Below are 21,821 nucleotides of genomic sequence, written 5' to 3' on the forward strand. Positions count from 1 at the left end.
CCGGCCGCTCGGGGCCGGCTATCTCCGGGTGAGGACCTCGGACTCCCACAGGTCGCGGTAGTAGCCGGGGACGGCCACCAGCTCGTCGTGCCGGCCGCGCTGGGTGACCCGGCCCTCCTCCAGCACCACGACCTCGTCCACCGACTCCAGGCCCTTGAGGCGGTGGGTGACCAGCAACGTCGTACGGTCCCTGGTGACGTCGAGCAGGTCGGCCATCAGCCGGTCGGCGGTCTCCTCGTCCAGGGCCTCGGCGGGCTCGTCCAGCAGGAGCACCGGCGGGTCGTACAGCAGGGCCCGCGCCAGGGCCAGACGCTGGAGCTGGCCGCCCGAGACGGTCCTGCCGTCCTCGCCCAGCTCGGCCTCCCAGCCGGTGCGCTCCACCCAGTCGCCGAGCCGGGCGTCGTCCACGGCCCGGCGCAGCCGCTCGTCGCCGGCGTCGGGGCCGGCCAGGCGCAGGTTGTCGCGCAGCGTCGTACGGAAGATGTACGGGTCCTGGGTGAGCCCGGTCATGAGCTCCCGCACGTCGTCGCCGGCCAGGTCGCGGACGTCCGCGCCGTTGACCGTGATGCGCCCGGACTCCGGCTCCACCAGCCGCATCAGCGCCGCCAGCAGGGTGCTCTTGCCCGCGCCGCTCGGCCCGACGATCGCGACCCGCCTGCCGGGCGTGAGCCGCAGCGACACGCCGTCCAGCGCGGGCCGGGTCTCCTCGGGGGCGGGGGAGTGGCGGACGACCAGGTCCTCGACCTCGACGGTCAGCGGGGACTCCGGCCGCGGCGCGGGGGCGGCCGGGTCGGCGACGGCCGGGGCCGCGGCGCGCACCTCGCGCAGCCGGCGCAGCGCCGCCGTGATGCCCGCCATCCGCTCGCCCGCCGCCGCGAGCGGCAGCACCGGCTCGAACGACACCAGCGCGGTCAGCGCGAGCACCGCCGTGCCGACCGAGCCCACCTGCGCGCCCTGGGCGAGCAGCACCACGGCGGCGACGGTCAGGCCCTGCAGCAGGGTGCCCCCGGCGAGCGCGGCGGCGTGCACGCGGGCCTGGCGGCGTTCGAGCGCGGCCAGCGCCTCGTCGGCGGCCTCCGCCCGGCGCAGGGCCGCCTCGTCGGCCCCGTACGCGGCCAGGTCCGCCGAGCCGTGCACCAGGTCCGCCACCCGGCCCGCCAGCTCGGCGCGGGCCGGCGCGATCCTCGCCGCCCAGCGGCGGGCGGCCGCCGCCGTGCCCGCGGGCAGCGCGAGCCCGGCCAGGGCCAGCCCGGCCACCAGCACCAGCGCCGCGAGAGGCAGGATGGTCAGCCCGACGATCACGGCCGCCAGCCCGGCCACGGCCGCCGCGGCGGCCGGCAGCAGGCAGCGCACCAGCAGGTCCTGCACCGCCTCGGTGTCGTCCACCATGCGGCTCAGCAGGTCGGCGCCGCCGTGACGGGGCCGCTGCGGCGGGATCAGCGCGCCGTAGAGGTCCTCGCGGGTGCCGGCCTGGGCGCGCAGGGCCACGTCGTGGCCGGTGAGGCGCTCGACGTAGCGGAAGACGCCCTTGCTCGTCGCGAACGCCCTGGTCGCCACGATCGCCACGCTCAGCGCGGCCAGCGGCGGCTGCTGGGCGGCCCTGGTGATCAGCCAGGCGGCCGCCGCGATCAGGCCGAGCCCGGCCAGATCCGCCGCCGCCCCGGCCAGCACGGCCCACACCAGCCGCTTGCCCATGACCCGCCTCATGCCTCGCCCCCGCTCTCGCCGTGTACGACCGCCACGCGCTCACCCTGCCGCCCGGTGCCCGGCTCGGTGCCCGGCCCGGCGTCCGCGGTGTCGGCGACGACGCGGCCCGCGTGCAGGCGGATGATGCGGTCGGCCAGGTCGATCATCGCCGGCCGGTGGGCGACGATGACGGCCGTACGGCCCCGTGCCAGCTCGGCCGTGCCCGCCACCACCGCCGCCTCGCTGCGCCCGTCCAGGCGGGCCGTGGGCTCGTCCAGGAGCAGCACGGACGCCTCGGGCCGGCAGAAGGCACGGGCCAGCGCCACCCGTTGACGCTGCCCGGCCGACAGGTTCGCGCCCCGCTCGCCGAGCACGGTCGCGAACCCCTGGGGGAGCGCGGCCACGAAGTCGGCGTGGGCTGCCTCGGCGGCGCGGCGTACGTCCTCGTCGGAGGCCCCGGGCGCGCCGAGGCGGATGTTGTCCGCGACCGACGTCGCGAACAGGTGCGGCCGCTGCGCCACGAACGCCAGCCGCGCCCGCCACGCCGCCGGGTCCAGCTCCCGCAGGTCGGCGCCGTCCACGAGCACCCGGCCCGCTGCCGGCTCCACGAACCCGAGCAGCAGGTGCAGCAGCGTGCTCTTGCCGCCGCCGCTCTCGCCCACCAGCGCCACCCGCTCCCCGGGCGCGATGGTGAGCGTGACGTCCTCCAGCGCGGCGGCCTCGCGTCCCGGATAGCGTACGGTGACGTTCTCCAGCCGGATCTCCGGCGGGCCCGCCGAGCGCGGCGCGGCCCGGCCGGCGACCTCACGCCGTGCGTCGTCCCCGGTCGTGTCCAGCACGGCGAAGGCCGCGTCGGCCGCCGCCACGCCCTCCATGGAGGCGTGGAAGCGCGTCCCCATGGCCCGCAGCGGCAGGTACGCCTCCGGCGCCAGCAGCAGCACCAGCAGCGCCGTCGTGAGGTCCAGCGAGCCGCCGAGCAGCCGCAGCCCGATCGGCACCGCCACCAGCGCCAGCGACAGCGACGCGCACAGCTCCAGCACCAGCGACGACAGGAACGCCACCCGCAGCGTGCGCATGGTCGCGCTCCGGTGGGCCTCGGCCACCTGCCGGATGACGCCGGCCTGGTAGCGGGCCCGGCCGAAGGCGCGCAGGGTGGGCAGGCCGCGTACGACGTCGAGGAAGTGCCCGCCGAGCCGCGACAGCGCGAGGTACTGACGTTCGGTGACCGCCTTGGTCGTCATGCCGACCAGCGCGCCGAAGATCGGGATGAGCGGCAGCGTGACGAGCACGATGACGGCGCTGGCGAGGTCGGCGGCGAACAGCCGGACCAGCACGGCGATCGGCACCACCCCGGCCACCGCGATCGACGGCAGGTAGCCGGTGAGATAGGCGTCCAGGCCGTCGAGGCCGCGCCCGGTCAGCGTGACCAGCTCGCCCGAGCGGTGCGCGGCCAGCCCTCCGGGACCCAGCTCGCGCAGCCGGGCCAGCAGCCGGCGGCGCAGCGCCGACTTCACGCCGGTCGCGGTGCGCCCGGCGAAGACCCCCTGCGTCCAGGCGAGCAGCGCCCGCACCCCGACGACGGCGGCCACCGCCGCCAGCGCGGCGGCGGTGAAGCGGCCGGACAGCACGCCGGCCAGCAGCTCGGCCTGGACCAGCACGAGCAGCCCGGCCAGTACAGCCGCCACCAGCGTGACGGCCAAGTGGAGGCGTACCGCCCGCTCGGCCCGCATGAGCCGCAGAAGATCCTTGTGCACGTGTCCTCAGAAGAACGACGGGAGCCGGAAGGCGTCCTTCCCTGGGCGGAAAGTGCGCCATACCCATAGTTGCGCGCCCAGCATGATGGGTGCGAACGGCAGGACCATGAGACTGAGCACATTCAACGTAGCGGCCGACGCACTGTGCTCGACCAGGTACGGCATCGCCCCGGCCAGCACCCCGGCCGCGGGCAGCGCCGCCACGGCCCCCGACACGACCAGCGCCCGCCCCGGCCGGGCCGCGCCGAACTCGCCCGGCGTCCGCCAGGCCAGGAACGTCCACCCGTGCCAGGCGAACAGCAGCGTCACCACCATGCCCAGCATCAGCCCCAGCGGATGCATCGGTCCGGCGGCGAACCCGGTGGCCGCGGCGTACAGCGCCATGCCCCATCCGAACGACAGCCCCAGCGACCCGAAGGCGATCATCGCGTCCCAGAAACCGCGCCACCCCCGCCCGTCCGCGCGGCGGCGGAACCACAGGCCGGCGTCGCGCAGCACCCAGCTCAGCAGCATCGCCACCACGACCGGGTAGAGCGCGAACAACACCTCGCCCTCCAGCGCCGGATAGACCCCGAACAGCGTCCCGGCCACGGCCACCAGCCACACCTCGTTGGCCAGCACGTACGGCGCCATCGCCGCCACCATGCGGTCGCGCCCCTCGCGGGTGCGCCCGAGCAGCGGCAGCAGCAGCCCGACCCCGAGGTCGAAGCCCTCCAGCGCGAAGTAGCCGACCAGCAGCACCGCGAAGAAGGCGAACCAGATCACTTCCATGTCAGTCCTCCCTAGAGGCTCAGCGCGGGGGCGCGGGTCTCGCCGGGCACGCCGGCGCCGAGGTCGGGCTCACGTGGCCCGCGCCGGATCGTCCGCGCGATGAGCACGTAGTCGACGACCGCGAGCAGCCCCAGCACGCCCGCGAACCCGATCAGTGAGGCGGTGACCATGCCCGCCGTGAGCCCGGGCGTCATGGCGTCGGCGACGGTCAACTTGCCCCAGATCATCCACGGCTGCCGCCCGACCTCCCTGGCCACCCACCCGGCGATGGACAGCACGAACGGCAGCGGCGTCATCGCGACGAGCAGCGGATACGTCCACCGCCAGCGCGGCAGGAAGCGGATCAGCGGCAGCATGACGAGCAGCACGACCAGCCCGAGCAGCTGCCCGACCTCCATCATGAGGGCCAGCCCGATCGCCGCTCCGACGTTGTCCCACTTGCCGTCCTGCACCCCGGCGAACTGCGCGTAGCCGAAGCCCATCGTGAACGTGATGCCGATCGCGGCCGTCACCACGCCGAGCCGCATCGAGCGGGTGAAGAACTCGACCTGCTCGGTGCGCCGCCGCAGCATGTACGCGCTCGCCCCGACCAGCACCATGCCGCCGGTGAACAGCCCGGCCGCCACGACGTGCGGGAAGGAGAACACCAGCGCCTTGTTGGTCAGCAGCGCCCCGAAGTCGACCAGCTCCAGCCGGCCGTCGCGGGCGACGGACCCGGCCGGGTTCTGCAGGAACGAGTTGGCCAGCATGATGAAGAACGCGCTCGCGTACGCGGTGAGCGTCACGAGCCAGATGCACGCCAGGTGCAGCCACCGCGGCAGCCGGCCCCAGCCGAAGATCCACAGCCCGAGGAACGTGGACTCCAGGAAGAAGGCCAGCAGCGTCTCCATGGCGAGCGGCGCGCCGAAGACGTCCCCGGCGTAGTGGGACAGTCCGCTCCACGCCAGGCCGAACTGGAACTCCATCACCAGCCCGGTCACGATGCCGAGCGCGTAGTTGATGACGTAGATCTGCCCCCAGAAGCGGGTCATCGCCTCGTGGAGCGGCCGGCCCGTCATCGCCCAGCGGGTGTGCATGAGCGCGACCAGCGGCGCCATCCCCAGCGTGAGCACGACGAACAGGAAGTGCAGCCCGCCGGTCACGGCGAACTGGGTGCGTGCCAGGTCGAGTACGTCCATTCCGGCTCCGGTCCGATCCGTAGTTGTGTCTGCCTACATATAGACACTCTACATATAGACGGCCTACATGTAGGCTGTCTATGTGACGATCGGTTGCCTAAGATCTGAGACATGAATCCGGACGCGCTGCGCGGGCACATGGACGCACTCCTGCTCGCGGTGCTGGAGCGCGAGCCGCTGCACGGCTACGCCATCATCGAGGCGCTGCAGGAGCGCAGCGGCGGCGCGCTGAGCGTGCCGACCGGCACGGTCTACCCGGCGCTGCGCCGGCTGGAGCGCATCGGCCACCTGTCCAGCGAATGGGCGACCGTGGGCGGGCGCAAGCGGCGCACCTACCGGCTGACGGACTCTGGCAGGAGGCAGCTCGAAGGGGAGCGCTCGGCCTGGCGCGAGTTCGCCAGCGTCATCGGCGGTGTGCTGCGTCCCGAGACCCCGGCCTCAGGCTGACGGGCAGGGCGTCACGACGGGGCGGGTGAGGCGCAGGCAGCGGGACGCCCCATAGATCTGCAGCCCCCACAGCGCGGCGGTCACCAGGTTGGCCAGCAGCGTCGGCAGAGGGGAGAGCGTGTTGGTCTGGTCCGCGCCGTACGTCAGCAGCAGGCCCAGCCCGCTCGTGACCGGCAGCGAGACCCACACCGTCACCGCCAGCGACCTGGTGAGCAGGCGCGGCCGGCGGATCCACCGCGCGCCCCGGCCCAGGGCGAGCAGCACCAGCCCGCCGTACAGGCCGACGGCGAGCTGCGCGGCGTCGAGCAGCCGTGAGACCGCTACGTACCAGCCGGGCTTGGCCAGCCAGGCGGTCTCGGTCGCCGGGTAGAGCCGCCACAGCATCGACCACATGAGCACGGTGATCGGCACGCCGACGAACAGCAGGGTGCCGAGTCGCCGCCCGGCGGCGCAGGTCAGCTCCGCCTGGTAGCCCGGGGCGATCTCCTCGACCGGCCCGAACCCGGCCACCGCCACCCGCTCCGCCTCCGCCCGGTCCAGGCCCTCGGCCTCCAGCGCATCGGCGGCGTCGGTGAGGCTGTCGCGCGCCTCGACGATCAGGTCCCGCCGGGGACCGGGCGGGCCGGCGAGCGCGCGGTTCAGCTCGGCCACGTAGTCGTCGATGCGCATGATCCCGATTGTACGGAGGGCCCCTGCCGCCGGTCACTCCGGGAATTCCCTGATATGCGGCTCCGCCGGGACTTGTCATGTAGGAAAAAGCCTACATATAGTGGCGGACATGCTGATTTCCGCGATCCAGACCGTCACCGTGCCCGTCGCCGACCAGGAGCGGGCGCTGGAGTTCTACGCCGGCGTCCTCGGCTTCGACGTGCGCGCCGACAACCCGTTCCCGATGGGCCGCTGGCTCACCGTCGCCCCCAAGGGCGGCGAGACCGCGCTCCTGCTCGCCTCCTGGTTCCCCGGCATGGCCCCGATCGGCGGCCTCGTCGTGGCCGCGCCCGACCTCGACGAGCTGGCCGCGCGGCTGCGCGAGCACGGCGTCGAGTCCGAGGGCCCGAGCGAGCAGCCCTGGGGACGGCAACTGCTGTTCCACGACCCGTTCGGCAACGGCTTCGTCGTCACTCAGGCATGAGCGCCGACCACGTCTTCGCCGCCCTCGCCAGCCCCGCCCGGCGCGAGCTGCTGCGCCTGCTGCTGGAGGAGGACGGCCAGCCCGCCGGGCGGCTGGCCGAGCGGTTCGCCATGAGCCGGCCCAGCGTGTCGGAGCACCTGAAGGTGCTCAGGGACGCCGGGCTGGTCGCTGAGACGCGGAAGGGCAGGGAACGGCTCTACCGGCTGGAGCCCGCGCCGCTGATGGAGATCCGTGACTGGCTCTCGCCGTACGAACGCTTCTGGCGCGAGAGGCTCGCCGCGCTGACCACCCTGCTCGACGAGATGGAGGACGACGATGCCGGCTCCCGCTGAGGACCGCACCGCGATCAGGCTCGACCAGTTCATCGCGCACCCGCCCGCCAAGGTGTGGCGGGCGCTGACCGAGCCCGACCTGATCACCAAATGGCTCATGCCCGGCGACTTCCGGCCGGAGGTCGGGCACCGCTTCACCTTCCGTACGACGCCGAAGAAGTCCGTCGGCTTCGACGGCGTGGTGCACTGCGAGGTGCTGGAGCTGGAGCCGGAGCGGCTGCTGAAGCTGAGCTGGCGCGACGGCGGGAGCGCCGACTGGACCGTCACCTGGCGGCTGGAGCCCGAGGGCCGCGGCACCCGGTTGTTCCTCGACCACGAGGGCTTCGACCCCGAAGACGAGCTGCAGCAGATGTCGCGCCGGATCATGGGCGGCGGCTGGCGCTCGGCGGCCTACCGGCGCATCGCCGAGATCGTCGACGCGCTCTGACGGGGGTGGCCGGTCAGGGATGGACGGCGGAGGCGTGGCCGGCCGACGCCCACACCACGGCGACCAGGGCGACCGTCGCCAGGGCGGTCAACCAGCCCGCCGTCCGGCCGAGCCGCGGGCCGTAGCCGAACAGCAGCCACGACACCGGCAGCCGCCAGTGGTGGCCGGCCCGGCGGCGCATCTCCATCGCGGCGAAGGCGAAGTCGGCGGCCGTGGCGCGGTCGCTGGGCCGCAGCCCGGCGTAGAGCGCGGCCAGGGCCTCGGGGGAGAGGCCCTGCTCGCCGGACGCCTGCTCCCCGCCGCCGGCGCCGCCCGCGCCGCGCTCGTCGGCCAGGACGCTGCGCCGGGCGAACCAGCGCAGCACCGGCCAGCGCAGGCTCACCTGCACCCCGCGCGGCGTGAGCGCGAACGCGCAGTCCTTGACCCGCACCCCCGCGGGATGGACGATCCCGGCGAACCGGCAGGCCGACAGGTCCAGCCCGTGCAGCGTCAGGTCGGCCGCCTGGACCTGGCGCAGCGAGCTCACCCCCGACCGGCCCCGGCCGCTCACCACGGCCGGGCCGCGCAGCACCGCGCCCTCCAAGTCGGCGGAGGAGTCGGTCAGCTTGACCGCGGTCGCGCCGGCCACCTCCACGCCGCGCAGGTCCACGCCGCAGCGCGTCACCGTGACGTCGAGGGTCGCGTCGGCGCGGGCGCGGGCCAGCGACAGCCGCCCGGTGGCCGACAGGTACGCGTCCGCCGCGAAGTGCGCCGCCTCGAACCCGGCGTTGCCGCTCACCTTGCGGAAGGACAGGGTGCGGCCGAAGCGCGCGCCGCGGAAGGCGCCCCCGTCGCCGAGGCGGGCGCCGTCGAAGGTGGCGTAGCCGTCGAACCTGGCCCGCTCGCACGACAGCCCGTGCCCGAAGTCGGCCTGGCTGAACAGGGCGTCACGCGACATGACGGCCCGGTCGAGCGAGACGTGCCCGCGTACCGCGACGCCGTGGAAGGACAGCTCCCGCGCGAAACGGGCGCCGGCCAGCGACACGTTGCCCTCGAAGCGGGCGCCGAAGAACGAGGCCAGCCGGTCGAAGCGGGCGTCGTCGAGCGAGACGTCGCCGCAGAAGGTGACGCCCGACAGGCGTACGTCGCCGGTGAATCTGACCCGCTCCATCCGCGCCCGCCCGAGCCGGCCGCCGGTCGCCTCCAGCACCCTGCTGAGCAGGTCGCCGGTGAGCGTCGTGCCGCGCAGGTCGAGCAGACGGCCGGGGGCCACGCGGGCGAGCGTCTCCGCGACCTCCTCCGGCGACAGGTGGGCGAGGCAGAGGCCGGACGGCCTGGTGGCGACTCCGGTGCAGGCAGCCGAATACGCGCAGGTGACCCAGTCCATGCACTGCTCATACCCGCGTACGCCGACCGTCAAGGATCGGTGTTTAAATGTTCTATCCGCATTTATGCGGATATATGCAGTCGAAAACCCTCTCCTGTACGCCCCCGCGCCCGGCCGGCCCCTGGCCGGAGCTGGAATGCCGCGGACGGGGTATGGGTTCTACCTCACGACAATGACGACGATCAGCGAGGAGCCACTTGTGGCGACCATCGAAGTAACCGAGAAGAACTTCAACGACATCGCCGACAAGGGCATCGTGCTGCTGGACTTCTGGGCGACCTGGTGCCCGCCGTGCAGGCAGTTCGGGCCGATCTTCGAGAAGGCCTCGGAGCAGCACTCCGACATCACCTTCGGCAAGATCGACACCGACGCGGAGCAGGCGCTCGCGCAGGGCTTCGACATCACCTCGATCCCGACGCTCATGGCCATCCGCGACGGGATCGTGGTCTTCGCGCAGGCCGGCGCCATCCCGGCCCCCGCGCTGGAGGACCTCATCCGGCAGGTCAGGGCGCTCGACATGGACGCCATCAGGCAGGAGCTCAGCGAGGAGCTGAAGCAGGCCGAACAGAACTAGCAGCCGGCCCAAGAAAAAGCCCCGCCGCAGGCGGGGCTTTTCTCGTTACGGTGTCACGCCTTGCGGCCGACGCCCACGTAGCCGAAGTCGACGCCGTTGCCCGGCGCCAGCGGATCGTCGGGACGCCATCCCGCCGGGAACGTCAGCCCCGGCTCGGCCAGCTCGTAGCCGTCGAAGAAGCGCAGGACGCCCTCGCGGTCGCGCAGGTTGAGCGCGGCGGTGGCCCTGCGGTAGATCTCCAGCGCCTGCTCGGTGGTGTCCGGCGTGGTGTCCACGGCGTGGCTGATCACGAGGTAGCTGCCGGGGGCGCTCACCTCGCGCAGCTTGGCCACCACGTCGTAGGCGATCTCGTCCGGGATGAAGTGCAGCAGCGCCAGCGCCAGGAACGCCACCGGCTGCTTGAAGTCGATCAGCCCGGCCAGCTTGTCCAGCAGCGCGTCGGCCTCGCGCACGTCGGCCTGGAGGAAGTCGACGTTCTCCTTCCTGGCCAGCAGCGCCCGCCCGTGCACGCACACCACGGAGTCGTAGTCGACGTAGACGACACGGGCCTCCGGAGCGATCTCGTGGGTGTTGCCCTGGGTCGGCAGGCCGGCGCCCAGGTCCACGATCTGCCGCACACCGTTGTCCACGAGGTAGCGCACCGCGCGGCGCAGGAACTCGCGGTTGGCGCGGGCCCCCTCCTTGGTGTGGGGGAAGGTCTTCAGGATCTGCTCCGCCGCCGCCCGGTCGGCCGCGAAATTGTCCTTGCCGTCGAGGTAGTAGTCATACATCCGCGCGACGTTGGGGACGTTGGGGTCCACCCCTTCCGGGGCACCACTGTCCACGATTGGCTCCAAGTTTTCGCCCTCTTTCGTGGCGATCATAGCGGCGGAACCTCACGTATAACGTGAATTCCGTTCGGTATCAGGAGCCACTGAGACGCAGATCACCATGACGGGCAGCCGCCGGGCGGCGGGCCGGGAGCGGCCCGCCGCCGGGGCGAGTGAGCGTGCGTCAGCCGCGGTAGAGCTCGGCGACGCGGAAGGCCAGGTCAAGGGACTGGCTGCGGTTGAGACGGGGGTCGCAGGCCGTCTCGTAGCGGGTGGCGAGGTCGGTCTCGACGATGCCGTGGCCGCCGCCCACGCACTCGGTCACGTCGTCGCCGGTGAACTCGATGTGGATGCCGCCCGGGTGCGTGCCGAGCGAGCGGTGCACCTCGAAGAAGCCGGCCACCTCGTCGAGGACGTCGTCCAGGCGGCGCGTCTTGTGCCCGCTGGGCGCCTCGAAGGTGTTGCCGTGCATCGGGTCGCAGATCCACGCCACCTGCGCGCCGGCCGCCGTGACCTCCTTGACCAGCGCGGGCAGGTGCTCGCGGATCTTGGTGGCGCCCATGCGGGTGATGAACGTGAGCCGCCCCGCCTCGTTGGCCGGGTTGAGCCGCTCGACCAGGTCAAGAGCCTCCTGCGGCGTGGTGGTCGGGCCGAGCTTCACGCCGATGGGGTTGCGGATGCGGGCGAAGAAGTCGACGTGCGCCCCGTCGAGCTGGCGGGTGCGCTCGCCGATCCAGACCATGTGGGCCGACACGTCGTACGGCAGGCCGGTCCGCGAGTCGATGCGGGTGAGCGCCCGGTCGTAGTCGAGGATCAGCGCCTCGTGCGAGGAGTAGAACTCGACGGTGTGGAACTCCTCGGGATCGGCGCCGCAGGCCCGCATGAACGCGAGCGCCTGGTCGATCTCCCTGGCCAGCTGCTCGTAGCGGCGGCCGGCCGGCGAGCCGGACACGAAGTCCTGGTTCCAGGCGTGCACCTGCCGCAGGTCGGCGTAGCCGCCCTTGGTGAAGGCGCGCGCCAGGTTGAGCGTCACGGCCGAGGAGTGGTAGGCCTTGAGCAGCCGCCACGGATCCGGCGTGCGCGACTCGGCGGTGAACTCGAACCCGTTGACCATGTCGCCCCGGTAGGCGGGCAGCTCGACGCCGTCGCGCACCTCGGTGGGCTTGGAGCGCGGCTTGGCGAACTGACCGGCCACCCGGCCGATCTTGACGACCGGCACCTTGCCCGCGTAGGTCAGCACGATCGCCATCTGCAGCAACGTCTTGAGCTTGTTGCGGACGTTGTCGGCGGTCGCGCCGGAGAAGGTCTCGGCGCAGTCGCCGCCCTGCAGGACGAACGCCTCACCGCGGGCCACGGCGGCCAGCTGGTCCTTCAGCTGGTCGCACTCGCCGGCGAACACCAAGGGGGGCAGGCCGCCGAGCTCGGCGACGACCTTGTCGAGCTCGCTGCGATCGGGCCAGTCGGGCTGCTGGGCCGCGGGGAGGGCTCGCCAGGAATCGAGATCCAGTAGATTGCTGCTCACGAGATACGAGGGTATGCCAAGGAGCCCCTACCTACCGACCTCGTTGTCCACGTTTTGGCCATTACCGGTGCGTAGCCTCTCCACGGACCTCCTCCGTCTCCACGTGCTCGGGCCGGATCCCCACGCCGACCAGGCGCGGAAGCAGCCGGTTGAGCAGCGGCACCCGCGTCAGATCGCGCGGCAGCACGCCGGGGTCGAAGCTGCCGCGCAGGGCCCGGCGGACGAGCAGGTTCTGGGCCACGCGCTGGGCCGTCTGGGTGATCACGGTGGGCGGCGTGCGCCGCCGCTGGATCCGGTGCAGCAGCGACTCGGGGACCGGCGTGCCCGACCGCAGCGGGGCGGCGAGTGCGTTGGCGGCGGCCACCGCGTCCTGCACGGCCAGGTTGATGCCCACGCCGAACACCGGCGACATCGCGTGCGCGGCGTCGCCGATGCACAGGAAGCCGGGCCGGTGCCAGCGGCGCAGCCGGTTGATCGCCACGGTGAGCACGCTCACGTCGTCGTAGCTCCCGAGCTCCGCGACGCGGTCGGCGAGGAACGGCAGCAGCCGCGCGACGGGCCGGCGCAGCGCCTCGATGCCCTGGCCGACCAGCCGGTCGTGGCCGCCCTTCGGGATGAGGTAGGCGAGCTGCCAGTAGCTCACCCGGTTGATGCCCACCATCATGTGGCCGCGCGAGACGCGCAGGAACGTGTCCGCCGGGTCGCCCTCCCGCCAGGGCAGCCGGAACCACAGCACGTCCATCGGCGCGCCCAGCTCGCGCGGCACCAGGCCCGCCCGCTCGCGCAGCGCCGAGCGCCGGCCGTCGGCCGCGACGGTCAGGTCCGCCCGCAGCTCGTGCTCGCCGGACGCGTCGCGGTAGCGCACCCCGCGCACCGCGCCGCGCTCGCGGATCAGGTCGTACGCCTCCGCCCCCATCAGCAGCCGGAAGCCGGGGTAGCGGCGGGCGGCCGAGGTGAGGATCGTGAGGAAGTCCCATTGGGGGACGAACGCGATGTAGTCGTACGGGCGGGGCAGCCGGCGCAGCGACGCCATGCGGACCTCGCCGGCGTCGGTGACCAGGCCGACGTCGCGCACTTCCTGGTGGGGCAGTTTCAGCAGCTCGTCCACCAGGCCCAGCTCGTCGAGCACCTGAAGGGTCGAGGGGTGGATGGTGTCCCCGCGGAAGTCACGGAGGAAGTCGGCGTGCTTCTCCAGGAGCGTGACCTCCACGCCCGCTCTGGCCAGCAGCAGGGCGAGCATCGCGCCCGCCGGGCCGCCGCCCGCGATCACACAAGTCATAATTCATCACCTGATGAGATTGTCTCACGTCCACGGAAAGAAGCAAGGGCCTGAGCCATCCGGCGTGCCCGAGCGGCCGAAGTACATGCGTGAGCCGCCTCTCACCCCGGAAGTGATCATGGACGACGACCTCCACGCCCTCTCCGGCGCCTACGCCGTGGACGCGCTGCCGTACGCGGAGTGGACGCTGTTCGAGGAGCACCTGCGCGGGTGCGCCGGCTGCGGGACGGAGGTGCGGCGACTGCGCGAGACGGCCGCCCGGCTGGCCGGCGCCGTGGCGGTGAACCCGCCGCCCGGACTGCGCCCACGCCTGCTCGCCGCCGCCCGCCGCCCCTCCCCGCGCCCCATGCTTCCCCTGCTCGGCGCCGCCCCTGCGCGGGGTGACGGTCTCGCGCCACCCCCTGTCGCACGGACTTGGGCGGGAGAAGAGCGGCGGCGAAAGCGGGGACAGGGATGGGGGCGGGAGCAGGGGCCCGGGCAGGGGCGGGGGTGGCCGGCGAGGATGCTGGCCGGGCTGGCCGCCGTGTGCGCGGCGGCCGCCGTCGGGCTCGGCGCGGTGGCCGTGGACGCACGCCGCGACTCCGGCGGCCTGGCCGCCGAGAGCCGTCGGCTCGCCGAGGCCAACCAGCGGCTGTCGGACGCCAACCAACGGCTCGCGGGTGTCAACCGGCAGGTCGCGGAGGCCAATCAGCGGCTCGCCGGCGTCAACCGGCAGGTCGCCGTGCTGCTGGCCGCGTCCGACGCCCGGACCGTGCGCCGCCCCGTCGCCTCCGGCGGGACCGCGACGGTGGTGGTGTCACGCTCGGCGGGCCGTCTGCTGTTCACCTCGTCCGGGCTGCCGCCGCTGCCGGAGTCGCGCGGGTACGAGCTGTGGCTGATGGGTCCGGGCGGGCCGCGCCCCGCCGGGTTGCTGGGTCGCGCCGAGGGCGGCGTCACCGCTCCCGTCCTGTTGACGCCGCTGCGCGGCGACGAGCGGGTGGCACTCACGGTCGAACCGGCACGCGGCTCACCCCGCCCGACCACCGACCCGATCCTCCTCGCCGGCCTTCCCGCAGCCTGACCGGAGAAAGTCGAAAAAGGGGGATCTGGGCAAAAGATGGTCTTGTGGGAGATAGTGCAGGGCATGCGTAAATTAGCGGCCCTGATCACGGCCGCAGCCCTGCTGCACGTCCCCGTCGCCGCCACCCCCGCCGCAGCCGCCGACGCGGCCGCCGCCCCCGGCGCCGCCACCGTCGTTCCCGTGCAGGTCACCGGCCCGCCGGCCAAACGGTTCAACCTCGTCGTCATGGGCGACGGCTACACCGAGGCCGAGCAGGCGAAGTTCCGTGCCGACGTGGACCGGCACCTCAACGTCATGTGGTCGATCGAGCCGTTCAAGTCCTACCGGAACTACGTCAACGTCTACCGCATCGACATCGTCTCCGGCGAGTCCGGCGTGAGCTGCGACCCCGGCCTGGACGCCCCCCGCCGCACCACCCCCCTGAGCATGGGCTTCTGGGGCCGCTGCAACCCGGGCAGCGTGCAGCGCCTCATCACCATGGACAACGCCGCCGCCACCCGCTACGCCGACATGGTGACCGGCACGACGTCCGGCAACCGGCAGATCCTCGCCCTGGCCAACAGCGGCACGTACGGCGGCGCCGGCGGCTCTTACGCCACCGCCTCCGGCAGCAACAGCATGTCGGCCCTGATCAGCCCGCACGAGCTGGGCCACTCGCTCGGCGGCCTCCAGGACGAGTACGACTACTACCAGCGCGGCGTCCCCGGCGGCGCCTACACCGGCGGCGAGCCGGGCAGCGCCCACCACACCCTGCTCACCGAGCAGCAGATGCGCGAGCAGCGCAGGAAGTGGTGGCGCTGGCTGGGCGAGCCGAGCGAGTCCGGCGGCACGATCGGCCGCCACGAGGGCGGCCTCTACTACACCAGCGGCGTGTGGCGGCCGAGCGAGCACTCGATGATGAAGACCCTCGGCTACTACTACGACCAGGTCGGCCGCGAGGTCATGACGCAGCGCATCACCGCCAAGACCGCCGTGATCCAGGACGCGACACCCACGGCCGCGCCCGTCGGCGCGGACCGCGTCCTCTGGGTGGAGCCGATGCGCCCGGTCAGCCACTCCCTGACGACGACCTGGAGCGTGGACGGCCGGACGCTGCCCGGCGACCGTGACGCCCTCGACCTGCGCACCCTCGGCCTCGCGCCGGGCACGCACACGGTCACGGCCACCGTCGCCGACCCGACCGGCTTCGTCCGCGACCCGGCGATCAAGGCGGCACTCACCGGCACCCGCACCTGGACGGTGGACACCGCGCTCACCACGCCGCCCGACGGGGTCGCGGTCGAGGTCGTGTCCTCGACGCCCACGGACCGGCCGGTCGGCCGCGCCGACCTCGTCCACGTCGAGACCACCCACCCGGCCGCCGAGATCCCCCGGATCGACTGGCGGCTCGACGGCGGGCAGGTCGACGGCGGCACCGACCTCGACCTCGGCGCGCTCGGCCTGACGCCCGGCGCGCACACGCTCACCGCCACAGTGGGCGGCCGGACGCTCACCTGGGAGGTCGACGCCGCGCCGCCGGCCACCGCGTACGAGCTGTCGCGCCCCCTGGCCCGCGCCGGCGACACCTACGTCTACAACGGCCCGTTCACCATGCGCCTGACCGGCGACGACGACCGCGACGGCTACGTCGTCTCGGAGTCGCGGGTGGACGGCGACGGCTGGTTCAACTACTTCGGCTGGCCCACCTCCTCCGAGCTGCCGTGGACCTTCACCGAGCAGGGCACCGTCATCGACTCGCTGGTGTACGGCAAGCTGCCGCGCGGCCGGCACACCGTCGAGTACCGCTCGATCGACGCGGCCGGCAACATCGGCGAGGCCGGGAAGTTCACCGTCACCACGATCGCCCCGCCGCCCGCCTGCACCCGTACGGTCACCGGCGAGCACCGGGGCCCGCTGGTCGTCGCCGACGGCGTCACCTGCCTCGACGAGGCCAGGGTCACCGGACCCGTCACGATACGGGCGGGCGCCGGACTGGTCGCCACCGGCGGCCGGATCACCGGCGCGCTGGCCGCCGCGAACCCGGCCGCCGTCCACCTGCTCGGCACCGGCGTCCAGGGCGCGGTGACCGTCTCCGGCGCGAAGGAGCTGGTAATTGTGGGCGCCGACCTGCGGGGGGCCGCGCAGCTCACCGGCAGTACGGCGCCGATCCTGTCGGGGACCACGGTGAAGGGCGCGCTCGCCTGCTCGGGCAACACCGCCGTCCCCGCCGACCTCGGCGTGCCGAACGAGCTGTCCGGCGCCGGGGCGGGGCAGTGCTCGAAGCTAGCCCACGGTGTCCAGGGAGGCGCGTACGAGGCGGTCCAGCACCTCGGCGAGTGAGGAGAAGGCCGCGTCGCGGAGCCCGGCGTACTCCTCCTCGGGGTACTGCCGGGGTCCGTTCTCCACCAGCAGGATCAGCGACAGGTAGGCCCGGTAGAGGTCGAGCCTGGTCAGCGCGGAGGGCGTGAGCTCCAGCGGCGTCACCTCGCGGTAGCCCGCCAGCAGCGGATCGTCCTCCCGCAGCTCGCCGAAGATCGTCGGCGTGACGAACTCGGCGAGCGGATCGCCCCAGAACGCCCGCTCGTGGTCGATGAGCGCCTGGATCCGCGGCGTGCCCCGCAGGTCCAGGAAGACGTTGCCCACCCAGACGTCGAAGTGCACCAGGCGGGGGGTCGCCACCTCGTCGAGCGCGGGCGCGGCGGCCTCGAACACGGCCAGGATCTCCCCGGCCGGGCGCGGCAGCGGCGTCGGATAGCGCTCGGTGTCGCGCACCAGCGCCCGCGCCATCGCGAGGAACGCCTCCCGCCAGGTCGCGCCGGTGATGCCGGCGTGCGGATAGCCGAACACCTCGCCGGTCACCCCGTTGAGCCTGGCGAGGTGGCGGCCCAGCTCGCGGCGCAGGTCGTCGCCGCAGCCCGGCGGCAGCGCGTCCTTGCAGGCGTTCCAGGAGACGCCGTCGAGCGCGGCCAGCATGAGATAGTCGCCGCCCAGCACCGGATCGTCGAACCCGGCGCGCAGCAGCCCGGCCACCGGCACGCCCGCCGCGGCGGCCAGCCCGATGGCGGCCGCCTCCATGCGCAGCAGGTCGCGCTCGTAGCTGAGCTGATCCAGCTCGGGCGGCGGCGCCAGCTTCAGCACCACCTCGCGCCCGTCGTCGAGCGACAGCCGCCACACGGCGTTGGCGAACCCGTCGGTCAGCTCGGCGGACGCCGTGACCCCCGCGCCGAGGGCCCGCCGGGCCAGCGCGTCGAGCTCGGCCGCCGACAAGCGGCGTTTGGTCCTGCTGTCCACGCAGGGCTCCTCTCAGGCCGACTCCCGCCGGACGAGGTGGGTGTCGAGGATGACGACGGGCTGCCGGAGCTCCTCGCCGTTGATGCGGGCGACCAGGAGCCGCGCCATCTGCCGGCCCATGGCCTCCGTCGGCTGGTGGACGGTGGTGAGCGGCGGATCGGCGTGCAGCGCGGCCTTGGAGTCGTCGAAGCCGATCACCGCGACGTCCCGCGGAATGCGGCGGCCCTCGGCCTTGAGCACCCGCATCGCGCCGAGCGCCATCGGGTCGGAGGCGGCGAAGACCGCGTCGAGCTCGGGGTGGCGCTCCAGCAGCTCGATCATCGCGGCCGAGCCGCTCTGCTCGGAGAAGTCGCCGAAGGCCACGATCTCCGGCAGGCCGGAGGGCAGCAGCGCGTCGCGGTAGCCGGCCAGACGGTCGACGCCCACGCCCATGTCCTGGGGGCCGGCGATGGCCGCGATCGCGCCGCGGCCGAGGCTCAGCAGGTGTTTGACCGCCTGCCGGGCCCCGGCCCTGTTGTCCATGTCGACGTAGCTGTAGGGGTCGAGGCCGACGGGGCGGCCGCCGAGAACGGTCGGCACGCCCATCGCCTCCAGCCGCCCCGGCAGGGGGTCGGCGCCGTGCAGCGACAGGAGCAGCACGCCGTCGACGTGCTGCCCCGTCAGGTAGTGCTCCAGCCGCGCGTGCTCCTCCGGGGTGCGCGCCATCGCGAGGATGAGCTGCAACCCGGTCTCCGCCAGCGCCGAGCCGATGCCGCGGATGGTGCCGGCGAAGTAGGGCTCGTCGAACACCCGGAGCTGTGACTCCGACACCACCAGCGCCACCGTGTCCGTGCGGCGCGTCACCAGGGCGCGCGCCGCACGGTTGGGCACGTAGCCCAGCTCGCGGATCGCCAGCTCCACGGCCTCGCGGGCCTTGGCGCTGACATTGGGCGAGCCGTTGATGACTCTCGACACCGTGCCCCGGCCCACACCCGCGCGGGCCGCGACGGCCTCAAGAGTCGGTCGGTTCATGGGTCCTATTCTGCCGGATGATCTCCGCGTACCAGAGCGCGCTGTCCTTCATCAGCCGCTCCTGGGTGTCGAAGTCCACGTGCACCAGGCCGAACCGCTTGCCGTAGCCCCATGCCCACTCGAAGTTGTCCATCAGCGACCAGGCGAAATACCCCTCCAGGGGCACGCCGGCCTCGATGGCCGCCTTGCACGCGCCGAGGTGCGCCTCCACGTACGCCTGCCGCTGCCCGTCGTGCACGCGGCCGTCCTCGATGACGTCGTCGAACGCGGCGCCGTTCTCGGAGACCACCATCGGGATCGGCGGGTAGTCGCGCGCGACGCGGGTGAGGACCTCGACGAGGCCGCCCTCGTCGATCTCCCAGCCCATCGCCGTCACGGGGCGGCCCCCGTTGGCGAAGGACACGTGCTCGCTGCCGACCCACGGGGAACCCGCGTCCGTGGGGGCCGCCGCCGCCGACTGCCGGCCGCCTGGTGCTCCCGAGACCGTGAAGCGGCTGTAGTAGTTGACGAGCAGCACGTCGAGGGGCGCGTTGATGGTCTTCAGGTCGCCGTCCTGGATGAAGTCCGTGTCGCCGGGCAGGTCGGCGAGCACGTCCTCCGGGTAGCGGCCGAGCAGCATCGCGTCCAGGAAGAAGCGGTTCTGCAGGCCGTCGATGCGCCGGGCCGCGTCCAGGTCCGCGGCGCTGTCGGTCTCCGGGGTGATCGCGTACAGGTTGACGCAGCCGCCGACCCGGCGCGCGCCCATGGCCTGGACGGCCAGCCCGTGCGCCAGGTTGAGGTGGTGCGCGCCCCTGATCGCGTTCTCCGGCTCACGCCTGCCGGGGGCGTGCTCCCCGGAGGCGTAGCCGAGGAACGCGGCGCACCATGGCTCGTTGACCGTGCTGAACGTGTGGACGTGGTCCTTCATCGCCTCGTGGACGGTCGCCGCGTAGTCGGCGAAGCAGTAGGCGATGTCCCGGTTGGGCCAGCCGCCCTTGTCCTCCAGCTCCTGCGGCAGGTCCCAGTGGTAGAGGGTGAGCCACGGGTCGATGCCGTGCGTGCGCAGCTCGTCCGTCAGGCGCTTGTAGAAGTCCAGGCCCTTCTGGTTGACCTTGCCCGAGCCGGTCGGCTGGATGCGCGGCCAGGAGACCGAGAACCGGTAGGCGGTCAGGCCCAGATCCGCCATGATCGCGACGTCGTCGCGGAAGCGGTGATAGTGGTCGATGGCCGTGTCCGCGTTGTGCCCGTTCAGGATCTTGCCGGGCGTCCTGGTGAAGGTGTCCCAGATCGAGGTGCCCCGCCCGTCCTCGGCGACGGCCCCCTCGATCTGGTACGCCGAGGTCGCCGCGCCGAAGGTGAAACCCGTGGGGAAGCGGAGCCCGGAACGCGTCTGTTCCTCTTGTGTCGTCACGCCTTGACCGCACCTTCCATGAGTCCGCCCACGATCTGACGGCCGAATGCGATGAATACAGCGACTAGCGGGATGATGGACAACGCCGTGCCCGCGAAGATCAACGTGTAGTTCGTGGAGAACCTCGCGTTGAGCGAGGTGATCGCGATCTGCACGGTCGGGTTGTCCGGGGTGAGCACGATCAGCGGCCACATGAAGTCGTTCCACATGAGCATGAACGTGTTGATGCCGAGCACCGCCATGCCCGGCCGCACGGCCGGCAGCACGACGTTCCACCAGATGCGCAGCGTCGCCGCGCCGTCCACGCGGGCCGCCTCGACCAGCTCCATCGGCACGGCCTGGCGGGTGTACTGCGTCATCAGGAACACGCCGAACCCGTTCAGCAGGTACGGCAGGATGACCGCCTTGAGGGTGCCCGTCCACTCCAGGCTCACCATGAGCCGGTAGAGCGGCACGACGCCCATCTGCTGCAGCGGCACCGCCATCGTGAGCAGCACCAGCACCAGCAGCACGTTGCGGCCCTTGAACTGCAGGTTCGCGAACGAGAATCCGGCCAGCGTGGAGATGATGACGACCGAGACCGTCACCGTGGCGGCGACGATGAACGAGTTCGTCAGGCCCAGCAGGAACTTCGCGTCCTCGTTGTTGAGCACCGCGACGATGTTCTCGCCGAGGTTGCCGCCCGGCAGGAACGGCGGCGGCACGGACACCGCGTCGGAGTTCGTGCGCGAGGCGATGACCACCATCCAGTACAGCGGGAACGCCGACAGGAACACCGCCAGCGCCAGCATGACCCGGGTGAATACGGTCGGAGACCAGTTGGTCATTTCGTGCCTCCGATCCTGCGCACGAACAGGAAGTTGATCGCGGCACCGATGAGGATGAGCAGGAACAGCAGCCAGGCGGCCGCGGCGGCGTAGCCGTAGTCGAACTCCCGGAAGCCCTCCTTGACGATGAACATCGCCACCGTCTGGAACTGGCCCTGCGAGCCGCCGTCCACGTTGCCGCCGTAGAAGGTGGTCGGCTCGGAGAACAGCGTCAGGCCGCCGATCGTGGAGTTCAGCACCACGAAGATCATGGTCGGGCGCAGCATCGGCAGCGTGATCTGCCAGAACTGGCGGCGGCGGGAGGCGCCGTCGATCGCGGCGGCCTCGTACAGGTCGCGCGGGATCGTCTGCATGCCGGCCAGGAAGATGATCGCGTTGTAGCCGGTCCAGCGCCAGTCGACCATGGTCGCGATGGCGATCCAGGACGGGATGCGCTCGGCCCGCCAGTTGAACGGCTCCACGCCGAACCAGCTCAGGATCCAGTTGACCAGGCCCCAGTCGCGGGCGAAGAGCTGGCTGAACACGACCGCGACCGCGACCACCGAGGTGACCAGCGGGAGCAGCACGCTCATCCGGATCGCCAGGCGGAAGCGGAAGCGCTTGTTGAGCGCGTTGGCCAGGAACAGCGCGAGCAGCATCTGCGGCACGGTGGCGAGGACGAACATGCCGACCGTGTTGGTCACCGCGCGCCAGAAGTCCTCGTCGCCGAGGAGCGCGGTGTAGTTGCCCAGGCCGATCCACTCGGTGGTGCCGGCCAGATCGTAGTCGTAGAGCGAGTAGTAGAGCGTGAAGGCCAACGGGAAGAGCCCGAAGGCGGCGAACAGCAGGAAGTAAGGAGACACCAGGGCGTACGGCATGCCCTTGACGTCGAATCGCGACGCCCAGCGGCGGCCGGGCGGGCGGACACGGCGGTGGTTGCTCCGTGACGCCCGCGGGAGGGTGTCGAGGCTCATAACAGACCTTTCGGCGGCAGAGTGCCCGGCCCG

Annotated in this window: 21 protein-coding genes; 7 read left to right on the plus strand and 14 right to left on the minus strand. The window is 72.5% G+C overall.

The features are described from left to right. Positions 1-18: 18 nt before the first annotated feature. The 4 genes from cydC to ABD292_RS05975 are packed head-to-tail and all read right to left on the minus strand — an operon-like array spanning position 19 to position 5,389. Complete coding sequence (cydC, locus tag ABD292_RS05960) at positions 19-1,707, minus strand: thiol reductant ABC exporter subunit CydC (RefSeq protein ID WP_344205849.1); 1,689 nt, start codon at positions 1,705-1,707, stop codon at positions 19-21. Further along, positions 1,704-3,440, minus strand: a complete 1,737-nt coding sequence (gene cydD, locus ABD292_RS05965; RefSeq protein WP_344205852.1) for a thiol reductant ABC exporter subunit CydD — start codon at positions 3,438-3,440, stop codon at positions 1,704-1,706. The genes cydC and cydD overlap by 4 nt, the downstream gene beginning before the upstream one ends. A gap of 6 nt (positions 3,441-3,446) precedes the next feature. Next, positions 3,447-4,211 (minus strand): cytochrome d ubiquinol oxidase subunit II, encoded by a 765-nt coding sequence (locus ABD292_RS05970; protein WP_344205853.1) that lies wholly within the window; start codon positions 4,209-4,211, stop codon positions 3,447-3,449. Positions 4,212-4,222: 11 nt separating this feature from the next. Beyond that, positions 4,223-5,389: a cytochrome ubiquinol oxidase subunit I gene (locus ABD292_RS05975; protein WP_344205855.1), complete on the minus strand. Its 1,167-nt coding sequence runs from the start codon at positions 5,387-5,389 to the stop codon at positions 4,223-4,225. A gap of 111 nt (positions 5,390-5,500) precedes the next feature. On the opposite strand from ABD292_RS05975, the gene ABD292_RS05980 reads away from it, so the two are divergent. Further along, positions 5,501-5,836: a PadR family transcriptional regulator gene (locus ABD292_RS05980; RefSeq protein WP_344205856.1), complete on the plus strand. Its 336-nt coding sequence runs from the start codon at positions 5,501-5,503 to the stop codon at positions 5,834-5,836. On the opposite strand, the gene ABD292_RS05985 is transcribed toward ABD292_RS05980, so the two are convergent. Then, positions 5,828-6,505 carry a permease prefix domain 1-containing protein gene (locus ABD292_RS05985; RefSeq protein ID WP_344205857.1) on the minus strand — a complete coding sequence of 226 codons (678 nt, stop codon included), beginning with the start codon at positions 6,503-6,505 and terminating at the stop codon, positions 5,828-5,830. The genes ABD292_RS05980 and ABD292_RS05985 overlap by 9 nt on opposite strands. 109 nt (positions 6,506-6,614) lie before the next feature. Here ABD292_RS05985 and ABD292_RS05990 point away from each other — a divergent pair, with 109 nt between their 5' ends. Genes ABD292_RS05990 through ABD292_RS06000 form a run of 3 tightly spaced genes read left to right on the plus strand, consistent with a single transcriptional unit; the run spans position 6,615 to position 7,727 of the window. Then, complete coding sequence (locus ABD292_RS05990; protein WP_344205859.1) at positions 6,615-6,968, plus strand: VOC family protein; 354 nt, start codon at positions 6,615-6,617, stop codon at positions 6,966-6,968. Continuing rightward, positions 6,965-7,300 (plus strand): ArsR/SmtB family transcription factor, encoded by a 336-nt coding sequence (locus ABD292_RS05995; protein WP_344205860.1) that lies wholly within the window; start codon positions 6,965-6,967, stop codon positions 7,298-7,300. The genes ABD292_RS05990 and ABD292_RS05995 overlap by 4 nt, the downstream gene beginning before the upstream one ends. Beyond that, positions 7,284-7,727: an SRPBCC family protein gene (locus ABD292_RS06000; RefSeq protein ID WP_344205861.1), complete on the plus strand. Its 444-nt coding sequence runs from the start codon at positions 7,284-7,286 to the stop codon at positions 7,725-7,727. The genes ABD292_RS05995 and ABD292_RS06000 overlap by 17 nt, the downstream gene beginning before the upstream one ends. 13 nt (positions 7,728-7,740) lie before the next feature. On the opposite strand, the gene ABD292_RS06005 is transcribed toward ABD292_RS06000, so the two are convergent. Continuing rightward, a complete protein-coding gene (locus ABD292_RS06005; protein ID WP_344205863.1) occupies positions 7,741-9,093 on the minus strand; it encodes a pentapeptide repeat-containing protein in 1,353 nt (450 codons plus the stop codon). Positions 9,094-9,292: 199 nt separating this feature from the next. Between ABD292_RS06005 and trxA the strand changes: the two genes are divergently transcribed. Then, the gene (gene trxA, locus ABD292_RS06010; RefSeq protein ID WP_344205864.1) at positions 9,293-9,667 is read left to right on the plus strand and encodes a thioredoxin; all 375 of its coding nucleotides are present in this window, start codon (positions 9,293-9,295) and stop codon (positions 9,665-9,667) included. A gap of 53 nt (positions 9,668-9,720) precedes the next feature. Here trxA and ABD292_RS06015 read toward each other — a convergent pair whose 3' ends face one another. From ABD292_RS06015 to ABD292_RS06025, 3 genes are all read right to left on the minus strand, one after another. Beyond that, positions 9,721-10,491: an SAM-dependent methyltransferase gene (locus tag ABD292_RS06015; protein WP_344205866.1), complete on the minus strand. Its 771-nt coding sequence runs from the start codon at positions 10,489-10,491 to the stop codon at positions 9,721-9,723. A gap of 169 nt (positions 10,492-10,660) precedes the next feature. Continuing rightward, positions 10,661-11,998 carry a class II 3-deoxy-7-phosphoheptulonate synthase gene (locus tag ABD292_RS06020; protein WP_020540076.1) on the minus strand — a complete coding sequence of 446 codons (1,338 nt, stop codon included), beginning with the start codon at positions 11,996-11,998 and terminating at the stop codon, positions 10,661-10,663. A 61-nt stretch (positions 11,999-12,059) separates the two neighbouring features. Continuing rightward, positions 12,060-13,277 (minus strand): FAD-dependent oxidoreductase, encoded by a 1,218-nt coding sequence (locus tag ABD292_RS06025; RefSeq protein ID WP_344205868.1) that lies wholly within the window; start codon positions 13,275-13,277, stop codon positions 12,060-12,062. 118 nt (positions 13,278-13,395) lie between these two features. Between ABD292_RS06025 and ABD292_RS06030 the strand changes: the two genes are divergently transcribed. Together ABD292_RS06030 and ABD292_RS06035 are read left to right on the plus strand one after the other, a co-directional pair. Beyond that, positions 13,396-14,337 (plus strand): anti-sigma factor domain-containing protein, encoded by a 942-nt coding sequence (locus ABD292_RS06030; protein ID WP_344205869.1) that lies wholly within the window; start codon positions 13,396-13,398, stop codon positions 14,335-14,337. A gap of 63 nt (positions 14,338-14,400) precedes the next feature. Then, on the plus strand, positions 14,401-16,656 hold the full coding sequence (locus tag ABD292_RS06035; protein WP_344205871.1) for a M64 family metallopeptidase: 2,256 nt from the start codon (positions 14,401-14,403) through the stop codon (positions 16,654-16,656). On the opposite strand, the gene ABD292_RS06040 is transcribed toward ABD292_RS06035, so the two are convergent. The 5 genes from ABD292_RS06040 to ABD292_RS06060 are packed head-to-tail and all read right to left on the minus strand — an operon-like array spanning position 16,600 to position 21,788. Next, positions 16,600-17,607, minus strand: a complete 1,008-nt coding sequence (locus ABD292_RS06040) for a phosphotransferase family protein (protein ID WP_344205872.1) — start codon at positions 17,605-17,607, stop codon at positions 16,600-16,602. The two genes, ABD292_RS06035 and ABD292_RS06040, sit on opposite strands and share 57 nt — an antisense overlap. Before the next feature lie 12 nt (positions 17,608-17,619). After that, positions 17,620-18,618: a LacI family DNA-binding transcriptional regulator gene (locus tag ABD292_RS06045; protein WP_091084348.1), complete on the minus strand. Its 999-nt coding sequence runs from the start codon at positions 18,616-18,618 to the stop codon at positions 17,620-17,622. Next, positions 18,599-20,008 carry a GH1 family beta-glucosidase gene (locus tag ABD292_RS06050; protein WP_344205875.1) on the minus strand — a complete coding sequence of 470 codons (1,410 nt, stop codon included), beginning with the start codon at positions 20,006-20,008 and terminating at the stop codon, positions 18,599-18,601. The genes ABD292_RS06045 and ABD292_RS06050 overlap by 20 nt, the downstream gene beginning before the upstream one ends. After that, entirely contained in the window at positions 20,005-20,835 is an 831-nt protein-coding gene (locus tag ABD292_RS06055; RefSeq protein ID WP_344205877.1) for a carbohydrate ABC transporter permease, read from the minus strand. The genes ABD292_RS06050 and ABD292_RS06055 overlap by 4 nt, the downstream gene beginning before the upstream one ends. Continuing rightward, the gene (locus ABD292_RS06060) at positions 20,832-21,788 is read right to left on the minus strand and encodes a carbohydrate ABC transporter permease (protein ID WP_344205878.1); all 957 of its coding nucleotides are present in this window, start codon (positions 21,786-21,788) and stop codon (positions 20,832-20,834) included. Before ABD292_RS06060 ends, ABD292_RS06055 begins: the two co-directional genes overlap by 4 nt. Between the last annotated feature and the right edge of the window lie 33 nt (positions 21,789-21,821).

Source organism: Nonomuraea bangladeshensis, assembly GCF_039529455.1.
GTDB classification, from domain to species: Bacteria; Actinomycetota; Actinomycetes; order Streptosporangiales; family Streptosporangiaceae; genus Nonomuraea; species Nonomuraea bangladeshensis.